Source organism: Maribacter sp. PR1 (assembly GCF_028464145.1).
In the GTDB taxonomy this organism is placed as follows: Bacteria; Bacteroidota; Bacteroidia; order Flavobacteriales; family Flavobacteriaceae; genus Maribacter.
Genome location: NZ_JAQPCG010000007.1, coordinates 162,866 through 187,911, shown reverse-complemented (window position 1 = coordinate 187,911; position 25,046 = coordinate 162,866). Strand labels below are relative to the sequence as shown.

The following is a 25,046-nucleotide window of genomic DNA, read 5'->3' as shown; positions in this document are numbered from 1 at the left end:
CTTTTTTATCTTTTCTTTCTTATTTTTTTCCTAAAGGCTTCAATTAGAATTGTTCAAAGGCCTTATTTTTACATATATGAAGGAAGAAGAAGTAATTCTAGTAAATAATAATGACGAGCCGATAGGTACAATGCCAAAAATGGAAGCACATGAAAAGGCAGAACTCCATAGAGCATTCTCGGTTTTCGTTTTAAACAATAGGAACGAAATCATGTTGCAGCAAAGGGCATCCCATAAATACCACTCGCCCCAGTTATGGACCAATACCTGTTGTAGTCATCAACGAGTGGGCGAATCCAATATTGAGGCAGGGAGGAGAAGGTTACAAGAAGAAATGGGCTTTGAAACAGATTTAAAAGAACTGTTCTCTTTTATATACAAGGCTCCGTTCGATAATGGACTTACAGAGCATGAATTTGACCATGTAATGATTGGTTATTACAGCGACCAGCCAAAAATCAACAGGGACGAGGTTGCTGATTGGAAATGGATGGCTCCGAGTAAGGTTAAGGCAGACATGGTTGAAAACCCCGAAATCTATACCGCCTGGTTTAAGATTATTTTTGAGAAGTTTTATCAGTATTTAATGGATAACCTAGTTGAAAATGAAAGTTAAGGTTAGTAGGAAAGCGCATTTCAATGCCGCACATAGACTCTATAGGCCCGATTGGGAAGATGCCAAGAACAACACTGTTTTTGGAAAGTGCAACAATCCAAATTTTCATGGGCACAATTATGAATTGGTGGTAAGCGTATTTGGTGAAATTGACCCTGAGACTGGATTCGTAATCGATATGAAGGTCCTTAAGGATTTAATTAAGGATGAAGTAGAAGATGCCTTTGATCATAAAAACTTGAATCTAGAAGTTCCAGAATTTAAAGAATTGAATCCTACGGCGGAAAATATTGTTGTCGTTATTTGGAATAAATTAAGGCCACATATTGATGAGGATAATGATTTAGAAGTAGTGTTATACGAAACTCCTAGAAATTTTGTCACATATTCAGGATAGTCTTGTTTAGCAGCTTTAAACCATTAAAAGGTCTAAAAAGGACACCCAACGACACTAAATGGCTGGTTATACTTTAAATAAATCATAGTTTAAAGTATTATTTTAGTTTTACTCTAAAAAGACAATCCGAATGAATATATATCCCTTAAAATTTAAGCCCATTTTAAAAGAACGACTATGGGGTGGAAAGAAACTAAAGGAGGTTTTTGGCAAAGCAAGTATAAGCGAAACTACGGGTGAAAGTTGGGAGCTATCAACTGTACAGGGTGATATTTCAGTGATAGCAAACGGAGATTTGGCCGATAATTCCTTACAAGAACTAATTGAGAAGTATCCTAACGAATTGTTGGGAAAAAGTGTAGTGGACCGGTTTGGGAAGGAATTTCCAATTCTTATAAAGTTTATAGATGCCAAGCAGGACCTTTCCATTCAGTTGCATCCTAACGATCAGTTGGCAAAAGAGCGACATAATTCTTTTGGTAAAACGGAAATGTGGTACATTATGGATGCCGACCCTGGGGCGGAATTGATTGTTGGCTTCAACAAAGATGTCACAAAATCCGAATATGCTAAGAGTCTTGAAAGTGATTCTCTGTTGGATTTATTGAATTACGAAAAAGTAAAGGAAGGTGATACATTTTTTATCAATACGGGAAAAATTCACGCCATTGGAGCGGGAGTACTTTTGGCAGAGATTCAACAAACTTCAGACGTTACCTATCGGGTTTTCGATTTTAATAGAAGGGATAAAGATGGTAATTTAAGGGAGCTGCACACCGACCTTGCCCTTGATGCTATCGATTATAAAAAAAAGGATGACTTTAAAGTAGATTATTCCAAAGAAAGTAATGCCATCAATAGTATGGTTCAGTGTCCTTATTTTAAGACTAATTTTCTGAATTTGACCCAAAGTATGGTACAGGATACTCTCAAAAGGGACTCATTTACCATTTTTATGTGCGTTGATGGGGAGGCTAAGATAGAAAATGATTTTGGACAGGTTATCGTAAATAAAGGGGAAACTACTTTACTTCCAGCAAGTAGCAAGAAAATTAAAATTAATACTACGGGAGTAAAATTATTGGAGGTTACAATATAATGTAGTACCTCATATCAAAAGCTAAAGTTGTATTTTTGTTGAAAATATTAGAAAAATGGCGAGTATAAAAAATTTAAAAAAAGATATAAATAATGTTCTTGGCGGCATTATTGAAGGAGTTTATATTGTAGAGGAAACCAATGGTGGTGGACCTTCCAAAGAAGGTACGGCGATTATTGATGGTGCTATTGCAACCTTTGACGAGCTTATTGCCAAGGTAAATGAGAACAATATTGAAAATAAAAAGGCCCATTTTAATGGTGTTAGGTCCGAGTTGGAAACTAAAGCCAATAAATTGGTCGATCAACTGAATAAGATGGCTTAGCCAAACACCTTTATAAAACTTTGAAAGCATCCTTTTAGGATGCTTTTCTATTTTTCCTCTCCTAACAATTCTTTCAATTCTTTTCCATATTTGGAGTTGGCCACCTCTGGGGTAAGTACACTATAAATGGAATCCAAATACTTGATGTTTGCGTCCGGTATTTCTTTCGATGCGATATAGGGAGCTATATAGGAATCCTTATTGTTCAATGCGAAATTGATAGAATATGCGTAACCCCTTTGTGTATTCCTGTTACTGATACGTTCCAAAGAATCGATACTGGCTTGATCCAGGGGTTTTTCAGATTGTGAAGCTTCTAGCATTATCTCCATATTTCTCAAATTGATGTTAGAAAGCGCTTTTCTATACTCTTCTAGCTTTTGATGAGAAGGTGATCCTGAAATTTTCGCTGTGGTGTCGAAAGTATTCCAATCTGTATTTATTGTTATAGTCCCTGGTTCTGCGAAGAAAGTTATCCGATCATTAATGTCATTATTGTCCTTTTTGTTCAGATATAGATAGTAAATTTCGGGGCTTTCCAAATCTGCAGTAAGGTTAAAGGTGCCATCACCGTCTATTTCTAGTGAATCTACCGAAACAAGTAAAGTATCTACCAAATGTTGCAGATAAAGTGTTCCTTTTTTTAATCCTTTTACCTTTCCGGTAACTACTAAATTTTTTTCCTTATCGGTACCACAGGAAATGACTAAGAGCAAAGTCACCAATATAAAAGCTAGTTTTTTCATCAATTTAAATTAGGGGGCAAATATCAATAAATTTTCACAGAAAATATAGTGGGTAACTGTAAATACTATAAAGTAGATGCAACCTCCATAAGGTAAGCACATAACAATGCCCCTGCTGTACCCACGACATAACCCAAAACAGCCAATAAAACTCCAACTGAGGTTAATGAGGGGTGAAATTCTGCTGCAACTACCGGAGCGGAAGCTGCTCCTCCGACATTGGCTTGGCTACCCACTGCCAAAAAGAAATAGGGAGCTTTAATTAGCTTGGCCACAATTATAAGCAGTAGCGCGTGAATTGAAATCCAAATAAACCCAATGGCTATGAGTCCAGGGTTCTCAAGTACTTTTCCAAGATCCATTTTCATACCTATGGTGGCAACAAGGATGTAAATGAACATTCCTCCAATTTTGCTGGCACCTGCACCTTCATAATTTTTAGCTTTCGTAAAGGACATGATAATGCCGGCACAGGTAGATAAAACCACCATCCAAAAGAAACTTGAGCCTAAAAAGGAGAGAAAACTTTTTTTATCACTTACTGCTTCAAAACTAGTCGTTAAGTAGTTGCTTATATAATCTCCAAAAAAATGTGAAATACCAACTGCTGAGAAGGCGAGGCAAAGCATAATCATGTAGTCCTTTAGCGTAGGGACACGTGTAATTTTTTTAGTAAACTCGGTTACTTTAATCTTAAGTGTTTCAATGGCTGATGTATCGGCCTTTAACCATTTATCAATCTTATTTGTTTTACCGACACCAAGTAAAATAATGGCCATCCAAATATTGGCTACAACGATATCTATAAGTACCATACCACCATACTTTTCGGGGTTATACTTAAAAATTTCAAGCATAGCAGCTTGGTTTGCACCACCTCCGATCCAACTTCCTGCAATAGTTGCAAGTCCTCTCCAAACAGCATCAAAATCACTTCCCCCAACGGTCTCCGGAGAAAAAATGGAAACTAATAGAATCGCTATTGGACCTCCGATAATAATTCCAAAACTTCCCGTTAAAAACATAATCAAAGCTTTGGAACCAAGATTACTAATGGCTTTTAGGTCAATACTAAGGGTCATTAAGACCAAAGCTGCAGGCAATAAATACCTACTTGCCATGAAATACAGGTTTGATATTTCATCGGAAATCAGTCCGGAACTGGCCATTAACGCAGGTAATAGATAACACATTAGCACGGCAGGCACAAAGGAATAGAATTTTTGCCAAAAGCCGCTTTTTAAACTGGACGTATAAAATATAAAACCAAGAGCAAGAGCCAACAGACCAAATACAACAGTATCATTAACAATTAAGGGTTGGTCCATTGCGTTTTCCATAATTATTGCTTGAGGTGGTTGTCCAAATATACTTAAATATGTATATGATGTTCAATGAACTGGGCAACTCCATTCTCTGTATTTTTAGCAGTTACAAAATTTGCGATTTTCTTAACCTCTTCCCTTCCATTGGATACGGCCACTCCATATCCTACATTTTCCAACATATCCATATCATTATAATTATCACCAAATGCAATTACATCTTCTAGTCGCTGGTCAGATAAAAGTAATTTTTGAATAGCCGTTAATTTGGATACAGTTTTGGGAGCTATTTCTATCAGGGTATCATTGGATCGATATAGGTTTAAATCCTCTGTAAACCTATTTTGTAGCAAGGGCATTATTTCATCCGCCGTCTCCTTGGTTCCCATGAGCATAATTTTATGTACCCCTGGCATCTTATTATTTTCCCAAGCTCTAATGGTATCTAGGGTCGGTTTATAAACAGGGTTGGTTTTTGTATACTTTATTTCTTTTTCAACTCTTGCAGAAGTTTTGGGAACATGCCATTTATTAAAGGCATACAAGCCCAAATCCGTATGACGTGGTTTACAGATTTTATAAATGTCATTTGCAATATTTAATGGAATGGTTACCGAGTGTAATTCGTTTTCTCCATGTAAAACCAATGCTCCATTGTAGCAAATAATAGGTTGGTCCATTACACCTAAGTCCTGTTGCACATAGTACATGGCACTGGGCATCCTAGCGGAAACCAAAACCACTCGGACATGTTGTTTTATTCTTTTAATTTGTGAAATCGTATACTCGGAAACATCACTTTTGGTAGCGAGTAGTGTTCCGTCCAAATCCGAACATAGCATTTTGTACTTCATATTAAATGTTTAACCAGTAGCTCAATTTTAGGTTGATGGAACGGAACTTGGGTTCAATAATACTCACCGAATAATTGTCATTATAAACAAGAAAAAGGTCGGACAAAGGAGCAAATCGCCATTGTAATCTGGAATTGATACCCAGGTTATCCCTTTGGTTACTGTATTGTACTAAGGTAGACCAGAAAAGGGACTTACTAAAAGTAATATCGATTTTAGGGCTTATCAACCAAATAGCAGCACTGGGAAATGGCTCTGGTAAATCTATTTGATCATAATTGAATGTCATGGATAATAGTGCTTTAGGTTGAAAACGCATTACCATACGGCCTTCTAGCGAGAATCGATTTCCATTGAAAAACCTCCCTACTGTTGACCGAATATTATAAGAAAAGAGTTTTCGTTGATCGGACTGATATCCGAGTTCAGCGTTATTATAGTGGTATTCTAGTTCTCCTGGCAAAGGAATAGCTCCTTCCGTACCAGTGGGGTCAAAATCGTCGAATAAATAAGTATAGGTATTGGTAAACTCAATTCTGGCTTGAGATTGGTTGTTAAACTGTATCTCATATCGGCCTCGAAAATCATAATCAGTATTTTGGAAATTCCTGCTTGGACTCCATCTGATATTGGGAAAAAATTGAATTGAGTGGTTTTGGACAATTCCTTTTCTTGGCCAAAATACACGTTCAATACTTAATATTTGCTTAAAGATGTCGGTTCTACGAACAAAACCTAAATCGGAACGAAAATCTTCGTCTATAAATATACTTTTGGAAAATACGCTAAATTTTCTAGTATTGTAACGTATAGAGACCCCAGAAGCAAAATTACCGGCATTGTCTCCTGGCTGGAACGATTTATGGGTGAAAATTTTTCCGTTCCATGTATTGTTTTTGGAGGCAAGATTATAGTCAATACCCAAAACTCGATTATACGCATCACTAGGTTCGGAAAAATTATAATCTTTAAAAGATTGCTTATTAATAAAGAATGCTCCAATGTTAGAACGAGAAAATACACGTTGCTGGAAAGCGAGCATGGTGTTGTTGTTAGAAGGTATTTCGTTCTCTAGGTCTTCTGCAGTCTGAATGTTCAGTACACCAATCCTAAGGTCATTTGTAACTTTACCACTTAGACGCACCCCTCCAATAAGGTTGTTTTCAATAGTATTTCCCACTGTATCTTGAGCTATTCCGATGCGTCTAGAGAAAAATGGGCTCACATCAAAACCATCTCCAAAACTTGCAAATAGATCATTATTATCTATAAAAAATTGACGTCGCTCTGGCAGCGCAACTTCGAAACGGGTCAGGTTGGTTATAAAATTATCTACCTCTACCGTAGAGAAATCAGGGTTTAGTGTCAAGTCAAGATTTAAGCTATTACCTATTGATATTTTGGCATCAGCCCCTACCTTAATGTTATCTAGGTTCTCTCCGCTATCAAAGTCTCTTGCCGTGATACCATTTACATAGGGTATTAATGCCAATGGTGTTCTTGATTTACCCAAGGGTTTTTCAAAGACCATATCTCCCATAAAGGCAAGATTGTATATCTGCTGATTTTGTGGAATTCTTGTCCAAGAACTTCGTTCGTTAGATTGCGTTTCAATACGATAACTATTAAACCGCCATTTGGTGGCACCTTCCTCAAATTTTAAAGAGGTGAGCGGAATAATCATTTCGGCGGTAAAATAATCGTCATATATTTTAGCATCTCCTTTCCACTTTACGTCCCAAGAGAGATTAAAGTCATCTTGGCCGGTGCCACCGTTTGCAACGAGTGCTTCACGACGAACACCATAAGGGTTTATCCCAAATAAAAAAGCGTTGGTACCATCATTAAAGGTGTCGAAAACTAGAGAAAAACTATCACTTCCGCTACCTCTAAAATCGCGCTGTAGTGATTGGGTAGCATAATTCTTTCCGCTTGAATAGGCTTTGATGCCTATATATAAATTTTTGTCATCATAAAGAATTTTTATTTGAGATTGTTTTCTTGCTTGTATGGAATCTGTCGGAAAATATTCCCAAAACTCACTGGCGATATCTGCCATTTCCCAAATAGGCTCATCTAAATTACCATCAGCGATAATGCTTTCCGAAATCTTTTTCACCAAAAAAGTCTTGCGCTCTTTTTGTGAAAATGCAACAGTGGCAAAAATTAGAACAGCGGAAAGAAATAGGGTTTTTGGCATTATAGTTAGATCATTTTTAGCTATATATTGAGCCAGTAGGTCAATTTTAGATTAATGGAACGGTATTTAGGTTCAAAAATATTAACGGAATAATTATCGTTATATACGATGAACAAATCTGAAAGTGGTGCAAAACGCCATTGTAACCTTGAGTTTATTCCAAGGTTATTCCTCTGGTTACTGTATTGGAACAACGTGGACCAAAAGACCGATTTACTAAATGTAAATCCAAATTTGGGACTTACCAACCAAAGATCCGCACTTGGGTAGGGGTCTGGTAGGGTTATCTTATCATAATTCACATTAAGACTTATTCTGACCTTGGGTTGTAAACGCAACGTGGCCTCTCCTCCTATGGAGAACCGTTCCCCGTTAAAGAAATTTCCGATTGACGTTTCTCCTTCAAATGCAAATACCTTTGCTACATTTGATTTATATCCTAGGGTAGCGGTTCCAAACCTATATTCCTCGTTTCCTGGTAATTCAATCGCACCTTCGGTTCCAGTAGGGTCAAAAGGTTCAAATAAGTAGACGTAACTGGAGGAATATTCTGCCCCAAATTCCGTAAAATCCTTTAATACAAAATTATAACGCCCTCGAACATCATAGTCGGCCAATTGGTAATCTAATGTGGGCCTCCAGTTCACAATTCCGAATACCTCTAACCCATGGTTGTTAATATTTCCTTTTTTCGGCCAAAAGAGTCGTTCAACTGCCGATACGGCTTTAACAATATCGGTTCTAGGAATAAACCCTAAATCGGATTGAAAGTCCTCGTTGATATACGCCAGGTCTATAAAAGTATTTAGGTATCTGGTATTTCTACTCAATAAGGCACCTGCAGAAATATTACCTTGGGTATCTCCGGGCTGAAAGGATTTATGTGTGTAAAATTTTCCAGACCATACGTTATCGGAACTTGCCAAATAGTAGTCAATACCCATTACCCTATTGTACTCCTCCTTGGCGGTCGTATAGGTTTCATTACCGAATGCCTGTCTATTTATAAGGAACATACCTATATTGGAGCGAGAGAATACCTTATGTTGCAGTGCAAACATCATATTATTGTTTGATGCAATTTCCTGTTCTTCGTTCTTTGACGTTTGAATGTTCAAAAAGCCCAATCGAAGATTTTTGTTTAGTTTTCCGCTTAAGCGTAACCCACCCAAAATATCATTCTGTACCGAGTTTCCTAAACGATCTGTTGCTATACCAATCCTTCTAGAAAAGAAAGGATTTGAATGTCTGATACTTCCAAAACTTCCAAATAAGTCATTATTGTCAATAAAAAATTGACGTCTCTCTGGGAGCGAAACTTCAAAACGGGTCAGGTTGGTAATAATGTCGTCTACCTCTACATTTGAAAAATCAGGATTAATAGTAACATCAAGGTTCATGGCATTTCCTATGGCAATCTTTGCGTCTCCACCTACCTTCAATTTGTTGTTTCCTTCATCAGTTGTAAAATCTTTATCGGATATAGCGTTAATATATGGGATAAGAGCTATGGGCGTTCTCGACTTTCCCAGAGGCTTCTCAAAATACATATCACCCATAAACGCCAGGTTGATAACACTCTGGTTCTGCGGAATGACATACCAATTGCTGCGTTCGTTGGATTGCATATCAAAACGATAGCTTTGGAACCGCCATTTGGTCTCGCCTTCGGAAAACTTTAAAGAGGTCAGGGGAATGGCAATTTCAGCCGTATAATAATCCTCATAAATTTTTGTTTCTGCTTTCCATTTCACATCCCAAGAAGTAGTGAAACCGGATTCTACATCCTGTCCGCCTCCTGAAATAAGCACTTCTCTTCTTACACCATAAGGATTAACACCAAATAAGAAGGCATTGGTTCCATCATTAAAAGTGTCAAAGACTAAACTAATATTATCATTTCCACCGGCCCTGAAATCCCTTTCCAAAGAAGGAATAACATAGTTGGTGCCTGGAGTGTAAACCGTTAGTCCCACGTACAGCGTTGTATCATCGGTAAGCATGCGAATATCAGTTTGATATTTGGCGGGTACATTGTCTGCCGGGAAATATTGTTGGAATTCGCCAGCACTTTCCGCGAAGGTCCATGCAGCGTCATCTAAAATACCATCTAATTGTATATTTTTAGTGGTATGTTTAACGGTAAAGGATTTTGTGGCAGTTTGTGCAAAAACAGCACATCCTATGAAGAATAGTACAGTAGTACTTATTAATTTGGTCATTTTGGTTTGGTAACTTAGGGCAACAAATTTAAGGGTTTGTTTCGTTAAAAAAACCCTAAAACGTTACTCACCTTTCTTTTTGGGATCTCTCTTGGCCTCCTTAAGGCTTTTCATCAACATCCACTCTATTTGACCATTGGTGCTGCGAAATTCGTCCGCAGCCCACTTTTCAATAGCCATGAGCATATCCTCATTTACCCGTAATGCAAAAGCTTTTTTCTTACTCATCCAATTCTAACGACCTGTATAAATTAATGGTTAAGGGTTCCCGCATTTACAATGGGGGAGGCATCCTTATCCGAGCAAAGGACTACCATCAGGTTACTTACCATGGCCGCTTTTCGTTCCTCATCTAATGTGACCAATTCTTTTTTGCTCAATTCTGCCAGCGCCATTTCTACCATACTTACGGCTCCTTCCACAATTTTATGCCGAGCTGCTACAATAGCCGTAGCCTGTTGTCTTTTTAGCATGGCATTGGCAATTTCCTGTGCGTATGCCAGATACCCTATTCTAGCTTCCAATACTTCTATTCCCGCCATAGCGAGCCTCTCTTGAACTTCGGTCTCCAAGGCTTCGCTTACCTCATTAACGCTCGACCTTAAGGTAATATCTTCATCCAGCCCTTCATCTGCAAAGTTATCATAGGGATACATACTGGCCAATTTTCTAACGGCGGCATCCGTCTGTACCCTGACAAAATTTTGGTAGTCATCTACCTCAAAAGCCGCTTTATAGGTATTGGTGACCCTCCAAACCAAAATGGTACTGATCATAACTGGATTACCGAGTTTATCGTTCACCTTTAATCTTTCACTGTCAAAGTTACTTGCACGTAACGAAATCTTTCTCTTGGAAAAGAATGGGTTGACCCAAAAAAATCCATTCTTTTTTATGGTACCTACATATTTCCCAAAAAGTAGTAAAACCCTTGAACTATTCGGGTTAACCAAAACAAAACCGGCTAAAAAAAGTATTCCAAGAACTATTAGGAAGATGCCCAAATAAATTCTTAATAGGGCAACACCGCCTACCAACAAGAGTAATACGGCTAAAATCATGAGATAGCCGTTAATAGGGCTATAGTTTTTTTCGTTTGACATGGTATATGATATTAAAATGATATCATAAATATATTAATTTAATTTTAATAATTACCGATTTGTTGATTTAAGTTTGATTTTTAAATTTCTTAGTCTTTTTCTTATTGGGATTTTTGAACAATCTTTTAAAGAAACCATCACGTTTTACGGGGTCACAATCCAACATTTCCTGGACTTGACTACTTGGTGAAGGGAATCTGGCCTTGGTAATATAGTCGAACTCTTTTTTATTGTTCATTTTTTGCAAGAGTAGGGCATACATTGGAAGCGCGGCATTTGCACCTTGCCCCAAGTTAGTACTTCTAAAGCCTATTTCGTGATTGTCCAATCCTACCCAGGTCAAATGAATCATTTTTGGGGAAAGTGCTACAAACCAAGCATCCTTATTGTTTTGTGTAGTACCCGTTTTTCCCGCAATATCATTGGATAATTTGAATGTAGAGCGGATGCGTGAAGCGGTTCCCGAATTAATAGTAGATTTCATCATTTCGAGCATAATTTGTCCATTTTCTTTTGAAAATGCCGGATTTTTGCTCTTTTTTGGTTCAAATTGAGCTAAAACTGAATCTTTTTGTGTAGAAATCGCTTTAATCATGAAAGGTTCCACAGCAATACCTTCATTTAGGAAACTTGTATAGGCTTTTGCCAATTCTATCATTTTAATTTCCCCGGTTCCCAAAGCAAGTGAAGGCTCCCTTGGTAGTTTTTCATTTATTCCCATCCTTTTGGCTTGGCGCAATACATTATCGATACCTGTTTTTTCCAATACTTTTACGGCTACCGTATTTACCGAGTTACTTAAACCCTGCTCCATGGAATAGTTGAGGTATGCCTCATCCTTGTCACCAGAATTACTTGGAGACCAACCTTCGAAATTTTCATACTCTACTTCTTGAGCGGAGAAATACGTACAAGGTGCTATACCCTCTTCTAAGGCTGCCGTATAGACTATAGGCTTAAATGTAGAGCCGACCTGCCGCTTACTTTGTGAAATATGGTCATACTTAAACTGTTTAAAATTTACTCCGCCAATCCACGTAAGAACCTCTCCCGTTTTTGGATTTAGGGATATTGAACCTGTATTTAAGAACTTCATATAATGTTGAATACTGTCCATAATACTTACTTCCTTTTCTTTATCCTCCCCCCATGTTTTTAGGGTCATTTTCCTTTTAGTATTCTTTAGACTATCCAAGATCACTTCATCGCCAAGACCACTTTCTTTTAAACTTTGATAGGCAGAACTCCGTCTTACTATCTTATTTATCAATGCATCATTTGAAATCCAAGGGGCATTTTTTCCATAGCTCTTTTCAAAATCTTGCTGCAGTTTCCCCATATGTTCCACCATACTTTCTTCGGCTAACTTCTGCATTTTGTAATTCAAGGTGGTGTAGATTTTTAATCCGGAAGTATAAATATTGTAATCGAAACCTTTATCATTTTTCTCTTTGGTCCATTGCAATACTTGTTTACGAACTTCTTCCCTAAAATATGGGGCTAGACCGGAACTATAATCATAGTCCCTATAATCCAAATCTAAATCCGATACCTTTAGGGAGTCATAGGCTACTTCTGAAAGAAAACCGTTGTTCTCCATGGTAAAAAGCACCAAATTTCTCCTTTCCGAACTCTTCTCCGGGAATATTCTTGGATTATAGCTATAAGTAGCCTTTAGCATACCAACTAGCGTTGCGGCTTGCTGTACGGACAAATTGTTGGTTCGTGTATTAAAAAATTTTAAAGCCGCACTTTCTATTCCGAATGTATTATCGCCAAAGGATACGGTGTTTAGGTAATGTGTTAGAATTTCATCTTTACTATAAATGGATTCCAGCTTCTTAGCGATAAACATTTCCTTTATTTTATTCACTACAATGTTGGTCTTATTCCGATTTCTTCTTGGATATAGGTTTTTAGCCAATTGTTGACTTATGGTACTTCCTCCTCCAGCAGATTTATCTCCCATAAGTACGGTTTTTAGACCCACTCTTAAAAGACTGGGGTAATCCACTCCCGAATGTTCATAGAATCGTTCATCTTCAATGGATACCAAAGCCTGCACGAGATGTTTAGGAAATTGATCAAAAGTGATGGGTTGCCGGTCATTAAGGTAATACTTACCGATTAAAATACTGTCTGAAGAATATACTTCAGAGGCAACTTGATATTGAAAATTTGAAAGTTCTTTCTTATAAGGAATCTTACCCCAAAACCCAACATAAATACTGCCAACAAAAAAAGTGAAAATCAATAACAAACCGATTGAACCCACCAATATGTACCTTAGAATGGGCGGCTTTATTTTGTTTAAAATGTATTTTACTTTGTTCATGAACGCAAGTTCTTATTAATATTTTAGCTGACCTGAGTTTTAACAATACCTTAAAACTTGATGTTCTATTTTTGTGAAAACAATTTCAATGAAAAGACTTACGCTGATATTCCTTGTTATTTTTCAATTTTCATTTGCCAATGACGATATATGGTCTAAAACAGGGCATCGGGTAATTGGTGATGTAGCCCAAGACTATTTGAGCAGAAAAGCTAAAAAGGCCATTGATAAACTTTTGGACGGGCAAAGTTTGGCGGCCGTATCCAACTTTGGAGACGAAATCAAGGCAGATCGTAAATACAGGGAATTCAGCGCTTGGCACTATGTGAATTTTCCTTCGGACAAAGACTATAAAGATGTAGAGCCCAGCGAATATGGCGATTTGGTCATTGGAATTAACAACTGTATCGAGGTTATTACCAATGCGGAAAGTAGTAAGGAGGATAAAGCTTTTTATCTTAAATTCTTGGTTCATCTAGTCGGTGACTTGCATCAACCGATGCATATTGGACGTCTGGAAGATAAGGGAGGTAATGATATTCAATTACAATGGTTTGGTAGAGGGAGTAACCTGCACAGAGTCTGGGATGCGAATATGATAGATGATTATGGTATGAGCTTCACGGAACTTTCGAGTTCCTTGCCTAAACTTGATAAAAATGAAGTAAAGGCCATCCAAAAAGGCGATATATACGACTGGATCGAGGAAACGCAAGAGGTTACCAATCAGGTTTATGAATCGGTCGAAGTTGGTGAAAAGCTGGCCTATCAATACAGTTATAAATGGTGGGGTACCGTTGAAAATCAGCTTTTAAAAGGAGGAATACGGTTAGCCACTGTTTTGAACGAGATTTTAGGCTAGCTAAGTTCTTGCATTATCGCTTTGATATTTTGTTCCCTGAAATATTCCGTTGACGGGAACATTTAAACCTTCCAGAAATATTTTGCCTTAACTTTCTATGTTTGGTGGCCCTGCCCTGTACCCTTTTTCTCCACATGCGAAAACTACTTGGTTTCATCTCCTTTCGCATAATTTCAATGGTTTCTTGTTCACTGATTCCAAATTGAAAGGCGATGGCATCAAATGGGGTTCTATCCTCCCAGGCCATTTCTATAATTCGGTCTAATTCTCTTTCATTAAAGCTTTTATCCATAGTTCTACAAATATACAAACCCTAATATAAAGAGAGAGTTTGGCATGACATTTGAATTTTACAGGTCAAGTAAGTTCTTGACAAGCAGATTAGTATTGGTGTGCCCTAGTGCTAAAGATGGTCGGGACCCTATTAGGCACAGAAAAAATCGGTTCCCACAGCCGATTTTTTTATTATATGATTCTAAAAGTTAGGTTGATTCGTTCTCCAACTTGTTTTGCCGTTTTAGGTATTTGATGTTTCCACATATGCTGGGTTTCTCCTTGCATCAACAGTAAACTGCCATGCTCCAAAGCCATTTTGTGTTTTAGATGGGGTTTTATATTGTGTTTTAAGTGAAACATTCGTTCTGCCCCTAGACTTAAAGATGCAATAATAGGATGTCTTCCTAACTCCTTTTCATCATCGGCATGCCAACCATTACTATCTTTACCATCTCTATATAAGTTCAGTAAGCAGGTTGTAAAATTGTAGGAATGATAATATTCTATTTTGGATTTTAGTTCCAATAAAGACTTCGTAAAGCGTTGTGGCTTCATGGTAATATTGGAGTAGGAGTAGGGCTTACTATTGTTCGCATACAAAGCGGTAAGTCTAGGTTGGGGGTACACTTTGCCAAAGACTTTGATATCGTCTTGCTGCCAAGGGGTTTCCGACCTTAATAATTTAAAATAAGAATCGGCCACCTGCTCCTCTAAAAAATGGGGATAGTAGATAATATCGCAATCCGGTAAAGCAAGATGCTGACCTTTTTTTTCATTTTTAGACATTAAACCAAAACCGTTTTCAGTTCATTTCTATATTCACTTGGGTTTTGCCCGGTAAATGCCTTAAATGATTTATTAAAATGCGAAAAGTTATTAAACCCACACTCAAAACATACCTCTGTAATACTCATCGGTTTTTCCGCTAGCAATTTAGATGCATGCACCAATCTATATTCATTTACAAATTGAACAAAGGTTTTATTGGTGATTTTTTTAAAGTACCTACAAAAAGAAGGGATGGTCATACTTACCATAGAGGATATTTCTTCCAGAGTTATCTCTTCCTTAAAGTTACTCTTAACATGGTTGAAAACAACGTTTATTCTATCATTGTCCTTTACATCCGTGGCTAAGGAGAATCCGGTAGCGTTTAACATTTTCATTTCGTCGGAATTGCCAAGCTCGTTCAAGATATTTAATATGCTCAACAAGCGTTGAAAATCAGTTTGATATTCCAATACTTCAATTTTATCACCTATTTTTCTTTTGGTCTTACCATGAAAAGCAATACCGCCGCTAGCCGCATCAAACAGACTTTTGATTTTTTTCATTTCTGGGATGGTAAAAAAATCAGTCCCTAAAAAATCAAGCTTCATTTGAACGACTGTTTCGCTGGTATTCCCCGTAAGGGCATCAGTAAGTCCACAATGGGGTAGATTACTTCCTATTAATATAAGGTCCCCATGGGTATAATAGGATACATGACTTCCAATTTGGCGTTTTCCAGATCCGCCATTTACATATACCAACTCCAATTCTGGATGGTAATGCCATAAATTGTTGCGGTTTAACTTATGCTCATCAAATTTTTGATAGGTAAAGGAATGCCCAAAATCTGGTTCAATGGCTTCAAAAGCAGGTTTTTGTACAATCATCTTTAATGTTTTTGCTCGATAAACGAGGTCTCTATATTGCTCCACAAAAGCATAAACTAATAGTATAGGACTTTTTACTGTCTATTGGCTCGTCATTTAATAGTTTATACATGTAAAATTAAATAACCTTTTTTGCTGGTTACTTTGCAAAATTAACCTAAATATGTGGAATTTTACCATACCCTTAGCGAAAAGTTAGTGGAGTTGGTAAAATAGAACATAAATCGGGAAAATATGATGTAGTGGGCGCTAGATATCGGGCGTATGTTTGTAGTGTAAATTATTAATTAATCCTTTAAAGTAATTTATTATGAAAACAATTGTAAAAATCACAACCGTAGTTGCCTTTATGTTCGCTACAGTAGCGGGTATGGCAAGAGAACCTAAACTGGATGTTGTTACCTTGGGTAATTCCAAAAGCGTCTTAATGACTTTGGATGCGCCAGGACAAAGTGTCAAAATCCAACTTTTGGATTCGGATTCTAATAGTATCTATTTTGAAAAACTTTCAAATGGTCATTTCAGTAAAAAACTGAATATGAAAGATTTAAAAGATGGTAATTACTATTTAATCGCAGAAAGTGGTCTAAAAAGTAACACGTACACCATTTCCTTGGAAAAGGGTGAAATCAAAATCATCGATTCTGTAGTAGATGCTAAACCATTTTTCAGAAAAACGAGGAACAAAGTGTTCATGAACTTTTTAAACCTGGACAAGTCAGAAATATCATTGAAAGTCTACGACCAAAATTATAGACTGGTATTCTCTGAAACTGTATCCGATAAATTAATTGTTGAGAAAGCCTTCAATTTTGAGGGAGCTTACTCAGGAAGTTACATGGTAGTAGTATCCGATGATACTAAAACCTACAGTGAAGAGTTTGTTGTTAATTAAGTTGGTTTAAGTTAATTTCAAGAAAAGGAGGCTGGAGAGCCTCCTTTTTGCTTTTTATAATGTTAGGTATTGATAGGCCCAATACATAAGAAAGAATTGTAGGGGGAGGCGTATAATAAGTAACCATTTAGGTACTCCTGCTGCTGCTTTTTCTCCGCTCAGCATATAAAAATGCACTAATAAGAATACCAATAACATACAGATTATACCATAAATGGATATATTCTTGGTCAAGGAAAAGCAAAGGCCTATTCCTAAAAAAAATTCAATGACACCACTGATATAAACCAAAGGTGTGTGAAAAGGCAAGTACCTCGGCATTATTCTTAAATAAATCTTCGGTTTAACGAAATGCATAATGCCTGCGAATATATAGATTCCCGCCATTAAATATAAATGCCACGGATATTGAAGATTCATTTTAAATATTTTAGCATTCTATCCTTTTTATATTGGGGCACGGCCTCATTTTCCATAAATTTCTTCAATATATTTTGCGGCTTCTCCTTCAAGAACATGAGTTCGTAAAATTCTTGAATCGTTAGTGTGTTTTTTGACAAGGATACCAAGATTAACTCATCCTCTTTTGTAACTTCTCCTTCCTCAATAATTTTTACATAGGTTCCGGGATGATTCTGATTAATAAATTCTTTTAAGATTTTCTGGGTTCCAAAGCGAATACCCAATTTATAACAGGGTTCTCGGGGTTGGGACACTTGTACCAATGCTTTTCCCAATTGATAAATATTTCCAACTCTAATTTTGGATTCATCCAAACCTTCAACAGTTAAGTTTTCTCCAAACATGCCCCAATCCCATTCCTGATTTGGGTATCGTTCTTTCCAAAAAGGGTATTGTTCCGAAGAAAAAAGATAGCATGCTTTGTTGGTGCCCCCGTGGTTTACCCTATTTATTATGGTATCTTTTTTAACATCGTTCTTGGTCAAAAACAATTCTTCTTTTGTTGGATATTTAAAAATCCCGGTCTGCTCTTCCTTACCGTTCCAAATGAATGTTCTGGGATTGTTGCAAATATTCGTAGAGATTACCTTCATTTGGTGAAGATAAAAAAACCGTCAATTAAATATTGACGGTTTTAAGATTGAAATTTTAGAAACGGTATTTAAATTTCTTTCTCTAATTTTTTGGTTAGGTAAAAACCGGATAATAGTCCTATACCTGCCATTAAGAATATGGTACCAGGGTAAGCAACATCTTCCTCCACATTTAAACTATAAACCAATATTGAGGCCAAAAAGATTGCGGTGCCTATTCCAATTAAAAGTAAGGCAAGATTAAGGATTAGAATTTTCCAAAAAGGTGCGGCGTGTTCTTTTTTACTTTTTACAAAAATACTGGCATCGGCTCCTTTTTCTATAAGGGCCATACGTTCCTTGTTTCTTGTTGAAAAAAATAAATAGGCTATTCCAAAAATAACCCCAAAAATTAAAGTGAAAATAATGACTTCTCCTCCCATGATTTGTTTTTTAATTGATAAATAAACTTGTTTACCCTTTGGACGACAATTAATTGAAGAAGGTTACAAGTTTTTTATTTTTTCTTCGAATGTTGTAACCTTTTGTGTGTAAAATGCGTCCTACCTTTAGAAATGGACATGGATAGGGACCAACCTTTAATAGATCTTACCAAACAGGGTAATATCTCCGCGTATGAACAGCTTGTGGATAGATACAAAAATATGGTATTCACGCTGGCATTGCGTTTGGTGGGTAATAAGGAAGAGGCCGAGGAAGTAACTCAAGATACATTTTTAAAAGTTTACGATGCCATTTCAAATTTTAAAGGAGATTCCAAGTTTTCTACGTGGTTATATAAAATTGCATATCATAAAAGCCTAGATTATATAAAAAAAATAAAGACGCAACCCAGAACAAATAGTCTGGATGGAAGTTATGAGCTGGATTTCCAATTGATGAATGAAACTTGGAATAGTTTAGAGTCAAAAGAAAAAAGAAGAAACATAAAAAAAGCCATAGAAAGATTAGAAGGTGAGGATGGTTTACTCATCACATTATTTTATTTTGAAGAACTTACCCTTAAAGAAATAGCAAATATTACAGATTTGGAAGCCAACACTGTAAAAGTTAGACTTCATAGGGCTAGGAAAAAACTAGCTTTGATTTTAAAAAACACGTTGGAACCTGAAACGATTAAATGTTATGAAAGAGCAGGAAAATAAAGAATTAAATCTATTTATTAAAAAAGCTTTTGAGGACTTGGAGCTGGATGAAGTTTCAAAAGATTTTAATAGGACTCTTTTTCAAAAAATAGAATTTTCCAAAAAAGCAATATTGAGCCCTAAACCCCTTATATCAAGGTTGATATGGTATGTTTTGGCCCTATTCGTGGTTACACTTTTTATTTTAGGGAATTCCATTGTTGAAATAAATGAAGTGTTTTGGTTGTCTACATTAAAATACAATACCATTGGTAATTTTGATTGGTTAAACTTTGATATCAATGAACTTAAACTGAATTCCTCAATCTATGCCACTATGGGACTCACTATTTTTATTGTATTCCAGGTTTTAATTTTAAAAAATTATTTCGCAAAACGACGGGTGCTGATTTAAGACAAAGGGCTGAACTTTTTAAGAAAACTTTCTTAACCTTGCCAGATGATTTATGCTTTGAATCCCAATATAGAAGTGCATGCATAATATGAGAATGATTAAAATCGGTTTCCCTCAGATATAAAATTTATCATTACATTTAAATCGATGATATTCTTATCGTTTTTACTTTTCACGGGATTTGTCGCTTTTTATGCGACCTATCAACTGCGTAAAGATAAATTGAGTACCAAGGACGGTTACTTTTTAGGGGGTCGTTCACTTACGGGTATTGTTATTGCGGGTTCCTTATTGCTTACCAATATTTCCACGGAACATTTAGTGGGCATGAACGGTTCTTCCTATAGAAATGGTGCCATCATTATTGCTTGGGAGGTTACCTCGGCACTCGCATTGGTCATTGGAGCCTTGTACTTTGCACCTAGATATTTAAAAATGGGATTGACCACCATCCCCGAGTTTCTGGAGAAACGATTTGATGGTCTTACAAGAACGCTTGTAGCCCTTTTGTTGATTATCTCTTTTGTGGCAACCTTACTACCAATTGTGCTGTATACAGGAGCCCTTAATATTGAGGCTATTTTTGAAATTTCAAATCTTTTAAACATAACGCAGACCCAAGGTATTTGGGTTACTATACTGGTTGTTGGAACCATTGGTGCCATCTATGCTATTTTCGGAGGACTTAAAATGGTGGCCTATACCGATACTATAAATGGTTTTGGACTTTTGGTTGCGGGACTTTTGGTGCCCATTTTGGCGCTGCTAAGTATCGGTGCGGGAAACTTGTTCCATGGTTTAGGAGAGGTTTTCAATAACAGTCCAGAAAAATTCAATGTGATAAGTAATGAGAACGGTGTTGGTGAAGGTGCCCGATCGGCCATATTACCTTTTGAGGTTTTATTCACTGGGTTAATGGTAAACCAAATCTATTTTTGGACCATGCATCAATCCATAATACAAAGGGTATTGGGAGCGGTTAGTTTAAAAGAGGCCCAAAAGGGTTTGTTATATACGGGGCTATTAAAAATTTTGGTGCCTTTGATTATAGTTTTACCGGGTCTAATTGCTTTCTATTACTTTGGTGAATCTTATTACGATAACCCAGACAGTGTGTACCCGGAACTGGTAAAGAAGGTTATGCCCTTTTGGCTTACGGGATTTTTTGTTGCGGTCATGATGGGAGCCATATTGAGCACATTTAATAGTGCATTGAACAGTGCGGCTACCGTATTTAGTCTAGGAATTTACAAAAGATATATTTCTAAGGGATCCAATGATCAAAAATTGGTTTCCATTGGTAAATGGACTTCTTTAATCCTTGCTGTTTTTGCCATTGGTATAGCTCCTTTTGTAGCCAATGCACCGGATGGACTCTATCAGCTTTTACAGCAATTAAACGGTATTTTCTTTATACCTATTGCAAGTGTTATTACGGCAGGATTTCTTTTTCCAAAAGTGTCGGCATTTGGGGCCAAAGTAGGTTTAAGCTTTGGTCTGGTGTTTTATGTGTTGATGTATTATGTTCTGGAAGTTAATTTGCATTTTGTACATATCTGGGGTATCGAGTTTGTTCTTAATATCGGTATTATGCATTTGGCCTCGCTTTATCGCCCGACAAAAGAGCGGTTTTCAATACAAAATGCGGATATACTCGATTTAAAACCTTGGAAATACGCGAAACACTTTAGTGTGTTTTTGGTGCTCTTTACGGTTGTTTTGTATTTTTTGTTGGGAAGTGTCTAGAATTCAGTAATTTGTTGGTTGAAAAAGATTTCAAAATTTTAGTGTCATGGAAGAAAAAACGTTTAGGAATTATGATGCACCGGATGTTTCGGTAGCCGTAAAGGAACACTATAGAAAGATGCGCAAAAATCAAACCTATGATTATGTGCAACGGATGCATAAGAAATATCTAACATTTGATAAGCCAATGGATCTATGGGAAGCCATGGGGCATTTAAATAGTTTAATCGATGTCAGTGATCCTGATTTGGATTTACCAAATGTGCAGCACCTTATACAGAGTGCAGAGGCTATACGAGGTGATGATAGACCGGATTGGATGCAACTCACAGGGCTAATACACGACTTGGGTAAAATTATGTTTATGTGGGGATGTGATGAAGATGGAACGAGTCAAGCCGAGCAGTGGGGCATGGTGGGTGATGTTTTTGTGGTAGGTTGTAAACTACCTTCTTCCTGTGTCTATCCTGAGTTTAATAAACTAAATCCCGATATGGCCGATGAACGATATAACACTGCCACAGGTATTTATGATGAAGCTTGCGGATTGGACAATTTGGAACTGGCCTGGGGTCATGATGAATATCTATATCAAGTATTAAATAACCATGCGGAAAATTCACTGCCAGAAGAAGCTATGGTCATGATACGCTATCATTCCTTTTATCCTTGGCATTCTGGTGGTAGTTATAAGGAGTTGACGAACGAAAAGGACAAGGAATATTTAGAGATCATAAAGGATTTTAATAAGTATGACCTGTATACAAAAAGTCAGAAAATATATGAATTGGAAGATGTAAGGGATTATTATCAACCGATTGCAGAGAAATATTTGGGCAAGGGTCCTATACTCTGGTAGTTGATTGTGAAAAATAAAAAAGGGCCACTTATTTAAGTGGCCCTTTTCTTTTATATAAATGAATTTATTTCACCATGTCGTAACTACGCTTAATGAAATTCGTTAGGTCTGCTCCTTTAAGCAATCCTTTGGAAAGCTTTGCCAAATCTAGGGATTGATTAATCAATCTTTCCTTTTTCTTTGCTGTCTTTGTATTCAGGATTTCGCTTACCAATTCATGATTTGTGTTTACGATGAGGTTGTACATTTCCGGCATGTTGCCCATACCGAACATACCTCCTCCGCCACCGGTTTGCTGCATCTCCTTCATGCGTCGCATAAATTCCGGTTCCGTGATTATGAATGGGGAGGCATCACTGTCCATAGCTTCCAATTGTACCGTGTAACTACTTTTTTCACCAAAGACAGACTCCAAATCGGTTTTTAATTTTTCTTTTTCCTCATCGGATAATTTGGAAATTTGATTGCCCTCTTTTTGAACCAATTTGTCTATATGGTCCGCATCTACCCTTGCAAAGGATATTTTCTCTTTGGAAGTTTCCAGCTTTTGCATTAAATGTCCTATGATTGGCGAATCTAACAACAAGACTTCGTAACCCTTGGCTTTGGCCGCTTCAATATAACTGTGCTGTGCCTCTTTGTCAGACGCGTAAAGGATAACCAATTTGTCATCTTTATCTGTTTGATTTCCTTTAATTTTTTCCTGTAGTTCTTCAAATGTAAAATAGGAACCATCTACTGTAGGATAAAGGGCAAACTTGTCCGCTTTTTCAAAGAATTTATCCTCCGAAAGCATTCCATATTCTATAACGATTTTAATATCGTTCCATTTCTTTTCAAAATCCTCCCGATTGTTCTTAAATAGAGAACTTAATTTATCCGCGACTTTTCGGGTAATGTAGGAAGATATTTTTTTAACTGCTCCATCTGCCTGTAAGTAAGACCTAGAAACATTTAAGGGAATATCCGGAGAATCAATTACTCCACGTAACATGGTCAAAAATTCCGGAACAATGCCTTCTACATTATCCGTTACAAAAACCTGATTTTGATAAAGTTGTATTTTATCCTTCTGAATATTTAAATCATTGGTAAGCTTTGGAAAATAAAGGATACCTGTCAGATTAAATGGATAATCTACGTTTAAGTGAATGTGGAACAAGGGTTCCTCGAACTGCATCGGGTATAATTCCCTGTAGAAACTTTTGTAATCTTCATCCTTTAAATCCGTAGGTTGTTTAGTCCAGGCCGGATTAGGGTTATTGATGATATTATCTACTTCTTTTGTCGGTGCGGGATCTTCTTCCTTTGCGTCTTCGGGCTTGGGTAAAGTTTCTGTTTTAGTTCCAAACTTAATCGGAACCGGCATAAATTTATTATACTTTTTTAAAAGCTCACTAATCCTTGATTCTTCTAAGAACTCTGTTGAATCCTCTGAAATGTGTAGAATAATCTCTGTACCCCTTTCCTTCTTTTTAGATTCCTCAATGGTAAAATTAGGAGATCCATCACATGACCAATGAACGGCCGGTTCATCTTTATAGCTCTTGGTAATAATTTCAACTTTGTCAGCTACCATAAAGGCAGAATAAAAGCCGAGACCAAAATGGCCTATGATACCTGCATCTTTGGCAGAATCTTCATATTTATTCAAAAACTCCTCTGCACCTGAAAAGGCAACTTCATTAATATATTTTTTTACTTCCTCTTCCGTCATACCCAAACCTTGGTCAATAACATGGAGTTTTTTACCTTCCTTATCAACCTTCACTTCGATCTTTGGGTTGCCGTACTCAACCTTGGCCTCACCTAAGGTGGCCAAATGTTTTAGTTTAAGGGTCGCATCCGTAGCGTTGGATATTAATTCACGTAGAAAAATTTCATGATCGCTATACAAGAATTTCTTAATAAGAGGAAATATATTGTCTACCGAAACATTGATTTTACCTGTAGCCATTTCTTTTAATTTTTAAATTAATGCTACCCTTAATAGTCAAAAAAAATACCAGACTTATCTTAAGTGACAAACTGACACATCTATCGATTATCAAACTTTAACAAAAGTTTTGTTTAATATTTTTATTTAAAGATTAAACATTATATACATTTACATGTGATTAGGAAAGAAAATGCTATGAAAAAGTTTTTATCATAATCACGTTTGATTATTTATTGGTTAGGTTGTTTGAAAACGTGCTTTCCCCTGAGAGCACGTTTTTTAATCTTATTCGGTACGTTTTTTGCAATTGAATATCAACACCTCAAACACTAAGGAAATGGCTACAAAGAAGAAAAAGATTACCCAAGAGGATATTATCGCTAAATACATGGATTATGTATTGGAACATGAGAGCGAACCCAAGACGGTCTACAAATTTTGTAAAGTGTCTTCCATTACGGAGGAAGATTTTTACTGTTTTTACAGTTCTATAACATCACTCAAAAAGGGAATATGGGATGCTTTTTTTACGAGTACGATGTCCTTGATGGAGAAAAACAAGGAATATACCACCTTTACCAATAGGGAAAAGCTGCTTACTTTCTTTTATACCTTCTTTGAAACGTTGACATTGAATAGGAGCTATGTGCTTTTCTCTTTGTCTCAAAGTAAAAATCAATTAAAAAATTTAGAACAACTTAAAGGCTTAAGAAAACACTTTAAAGAATTTACAAAGGGCTTGATCAACCATGGGAATGAACAGAAGTCCAGTAAAATTACCCAACACAATCCAACTATTTTTTCGGAAGGGGCTTGGTTACAACTGCTATTTCTACTAAGATTCTGGACGAAGGATGAATCCAAAGGTTTTGAAAAGACGGATTTAGCGATTGAAAAATCCGTAAATACAGTATTTGACCTTTTCGATAATACACCTTTAGAGAACATTGTCGATTTCGGAAAGTTTCTATACAAAGAAACCTTTGCATAATTAT

At 36.7% G+C, this 25,046-nt stretch carries 26 protein-coding genes; 11 read left to right on the top strand and 15 right to left on the bottom strand.

What is annotated here, in order from left to right:
- Window positions 1–76: 76 nt before the first annotated feature.
- From idi to PP182_RS15345, 4 genes are all read left to right on the top strand, one after another.
- Window positions 77–616, top strand: coding sequence for an isopentenyl-diphosphate Delta-isomerase (idi, locus tag PP182_RS15360; RefSeq protein ID WP_272652153.1), 540 nt, complete (start codon window positions 77–79; stop codon window positions 614–616).
- The gene (locus PP182_RS15355; protein WP_272652152.1) at window positions 606–1,013 is read left to right on the top strand and encodes a 6-pyruvoyl trahydropterin synthase family protein; all 408 of its coding nucleotides are present in this window, start codon (window positions 606–608) and stop codon (window positions 1,011–1,013) included. Before idi ends, PP182_RS15355 begins: the two co-directional genes overlap by 11 nt.
- Before the next feature lie 136 nt (window positions 1,014–1,149).
- The gene (locus PP182_RS15350; protein WP_272652322.1) at window positions 1,150–2,112 is read left to right on the top strand and encodes a type I phosphomannose isomerase catalytic subunit; all 963 of its coding nucleotides are present in this window, start codon (window positions 1,150–1,152) and stop codon (window positions 2,110–2,112) included.
- Between the two features lie 55 nt (window positions 2,113–2,167).
- Window positions 2,168–2,437 (top strand): hypothetical protein, encoded by a 270-nt coding sequence (locus PP182_RS15345; RefSeq protein WP_272652151.1) that lies wholly within the window; start codon window positions 2,168–2,170, stop codon window positions 2,435–2,437.
- 47 nt (window positions 2,438–2,484) lie between these two features.
- Here the strand turns inward: PP182_RS15345 and PP182_RS15340 are convergent, their stop codons facing one another.
- The 8 genes from PP182_RS15340 to PP182_RS15305 all read right to left on the bottom strand — a co-directional run bounded on the left by PP182_RS15340 (window position 2,485) and on the right by PP182_RS15305 (window position 13,222).
- Window positions 2,485–3,183, bottom strand: a complete 699-nt coding sequence (locus PP182_RS15340) for a DUF4369 domain-containing protein (RefSeq protein WP_272652150.1) — start codon at window positions 3,181–3,183, stop codon at window positions 2,485–2,487.
- A gap of 65 nt (window positions 3,184–3,248) precedes the next feature.
- Complete coding sequence (locus PP182_RS15335; RefSeq protein WP_419197735.1) at window positions 3,249–4,523, bottom strand: DUF819 family protein; 1,275 nt, start codon at window positions 4,521–4,523, stop codon at window positions 3,249–3,251.
- A gap of 32 nt (window positions 4,524–4,555) precedes the next feature.
- A complete protein-coding gene (locus tag PP182_RS15330; RefSeq protein ID WP_272652149.1) occupies window positions 4,556–5,362 on the bottom strand; it encodes a Cof-type HAD-IIB family hydrolase in 807 nt (268 codons plus the stop codon).
- A gap of 1 nt (window position 5,363) precedes the next feature.
- The gene (locus PP182_RS15325; RefSeq protein WP_272652148.1) at window positions 5,364–7,562 is read right to left on the bottom strand and encodes a DUF5916 domain-containing protein; all 2,199 of its coding nucleotides are present in this window, start codon (window positions 7,560–7,562) and stop codon (window positions 5,364–5,366) included.
- Window positions 7,563–7,582: 20 nt separating this feature from the next.
- Complete coding sequence (locus PP182_RS15320) at window positions 7,583–9,784, bottom strand: DUF5916 domain-containing protein (protein WP_272652147.1); 2,202 nt, start codon at window positions 9,782–9,784, stop codon at window positions 7,583–7,585.
- Window positions 9,785–9,847: 63 nt separating this feature from the next.
- Window positions 9,848–10,012 carry an Arc family DNA binding domain-containing protein gene (locus PP182_RS15315; RefSeq protein ID WP_272652146.1) on the bottom strand — a complete coding sequence of 55 codons (165 nt, stop codon included), beginning with the start codon at window positions 10,010–10,012 and terminating at the stop codon, window positions 9,848–9,850.
- 23 nt (window positions 10,013–10,035) lie between these two features.
- Window positions 10,036–10,887, bottom strand: coding sequence for an SPFH domain-containing protein (locus tag PP182_RS15310; RefSeq protein WP_272652145.1), 852 nt, complete (start codon window positions 10,885–10,887; stop codon window positions 10,036–10,038).
- Window positions 10,888–10,954: 67 nt separating this feature from the next.
- Complete coding sequence (locus PP182_RS15305) at window positions 10,955–13,222, bottom strand: transglycosylase domain-containing protein (protein WP_272652144.1); 2,268 nt, start codon at window positions 13,220–13,222, stop codon at window positions 10,955–10,957.
- Between the two features lie 88 nt (window positions 13,223–13,310).
- Here PP182_RS15305 and PP182_RS15300 point away from each other — a divergent pair, with 88 nt between their 5' ends.
- Window positions 13,311–14,084 carry a S1/P1 nuclease gene (locus PP182_RS15300; protein ID WP_272652143.1) on the top strand — a complete coding sequence of 258 codons (774 nt, stop codon included), beginning with the start codon at window positions 13,311–13,313 and terminating at the stop codon, window positions 14,082–14,084.
- Window positions 14,085–14,097: 13 nt separating this feature from the next.
- Here PP182_RS15300 and PP182_RS15295 read toward each other — a convergent pair whose 3' ends face one another.
- The 3 genes from PP182_RS15295 to PP182_RS15285 form a co-directional block, all read right to left on the bottom strand.
- On the bottom strand, window positions 14,098–14,376 hold the full coding sequence (locus tag PP182_RS15295) for a TIGR03643 family protein (protein ID WP_272652142.1): 279 nt from the start codon (window positions 14,374–14,376) through the stop codon (window positions 14,098–14,100).
- Window positions 14,377–14,549: 173 nt separating this feature from the next.
- Window positions 14,550–15,146 carry an alpha-ketoglutarate-dependent dioxygenase AlkB family protein gene (locus tag PP182_RS15290; protein WP_272652141.1) on the bottom strand — a complete coding sequence of 199 codons (597 nt, stop codon included), beginning with the start codon at window positions 15,144–15,146 and terminating at the stop codon, window positions 14,550–14,552.
- Window positions 15,146–16,018, bottom strand: coding sequence for an AraC family transcriptional regulator (locus PP182_RS15285; protein WP_272652140.1), 873 nt, complete (start codon window positions 16,016–16,018; stop codon window positions 15,146–15,148). The genes PP182_RS15290 and PP182_RS15285 overlap by 1 nt, the downstream gene beginning before the upstream one ends.
- Before the next feature lie 310 nt (window positions 16,019–16,328).
- Between PP182_RS15285 and PP182_RS15280 the strand changes: the two genes are divergently transcribed.
- Window positions 16,329–16,913, top strand: coding sequence for a hypothetical protein (locus tag PP182_RS15280; RefSeq protein ID WP_272652139.1), 585 nt, complete (start codon window positions 16,329–16,331; stop codon window positions 16,911–16,913).
- A gap of 54 nt (window positions 16,914–16,967) precedes the next feature.
- On the opposite strand, the gene PP182_RS15275 is transcribed toward PP182_RS15280, so the two are convergent.
- From PP182_RS15275 to PP182_RS15265, 3 genes are all read right to left on the bottom strand, one after another.
- On the bottom strand, window positions 16,968–17,333 hold the full coding sequence (locus PP182_RS15275) for a DoxX family protein (protein WP_272652138.1): 366 nt from the start codon (window positions 17,331–17,333) through the stop codon (window positions 16,968–16,970).
- Complete coding sequence (locus PP182_RS15270; RefSeq protein WP_272652137.1) at window positions 17,330–17,968, bottom strand: MOSC domain-containing protein; 639 nt, start codon at window positions 17,966–17,968, stop codon at window positions 17,330–17,332. The genes PP182_RS15275 and PP182_RS15270 overlap by 4 nt, the downstream gene beginning before the upstream one ends.
- A gap of 68 nt (window positions 17,969–18,036) precedes the next feature.
- Window positions 18,037–18,390 (bottom strand): DUF6249 domain-containing protein, encoded by a 354-nt coding sequence (locus PP182_RS15265; protein WP_272652136.1) that lies wholly within the window; start codon window positions 18,388–18,390, stop codon window positions 18,037–18,039.
- 132 nt (window positions 18,391–18,522) lie between these two features.
- On the opposite strand from PP182_RS15265, the gene PP182_RS15260 reads away from it, so the two are divergent.
- The 4 genes from PP182_RS15260 (at window position 18,523) to PP182_RS15245 (ending at window position 22,112) form a co-directional block, all read left to right on the top strand.
- The gene (locus PP182_RS15260) at window positions 18,523–19,113 is read left to right on the top strand and encodes an RNA polymerase sigma factor (RefSeq protein ID WP_272652135.1); all 591 of its coding nucleotides are present in this window, start codon (window positions 18,523–18,525) and stop codon (window positions 19,111–19,113) included.
- Window positions 19,094–19,507, top strand: coding sequence for a hypothetical protein (locus tag PP182_RS15255; RefSeq protein ID WP_272652134.1), 414 nt, complete (start codon window positions 19,094–19,096; stop codon window positions 19,505–19,507). Before PP182_RS15260 ends, PP182_RS15255 begins: the two co-directional genes overlap by 20 nt.
- Before the next feature lie 147 nt (window positions 19,508–19,654).
- Window positions 19,655–21,253 carry a solute:sodium symporter family transporter gene (locus PP182_RS15250; protein WP_272652133.1) on the top strand — a complete coding sequence of 533 codons (1,599 nt, stop codon included), beginning with the start codon at window positions 19,655–19,657 and terminating at the stop codon, window positions 21,251–21,253.
- 46 nt (window positions 21,254–21,299) lie between these two features.
- Complete coding sequence (locus tag PP182_RS15245; protein WP_272652132.1) at window positions 21,300–22,112, top strand: inositol oxygenase family protein; 813 nt, start codon at window positions 21,300–21,302, stop codon at window positions 22,110–22,112.
- 64 nt (window positions 22,113–22,176) lie between these two features.
- On the opposite strand, the gene htpG is transcribed toward PP182_RS15245, so the two are convergent.
- Window positions 22,177–24,069 carry a molecular chaperone HtpG gene (htpG, locus tag PP182_RS15240; protein ID WP_272652131.1) on the bottom strand — a complete coding sequence of 631 codons (1,893 nt, stop codon included), beginning with the start codon at window positions 24,067–24,069 and terminating at the stop codon, window positions 22,177–22,179.
- Between the two features lie 319 nt (window positions 24,070–24,388).
- Between htpG and PP182_RS15235 the strand changes: the two genes are divergently transcribed.
- Window positions 24,389–25,042 carry a TetR family transcriptional regulator C-terminal domain-containing protein gene (locus PP182_RS15235; protein ID WP_272652130.1) on the top strand — a complete coding sequence of 218 codons (654 nt, stop codon included), beginning with the start codon at window positions 24,389–24,391 and terminating at the stop codon, window positions 25,040–25,042.
- Window positions 25,043–25,046 lie beyond the last annotated feature (4 nt).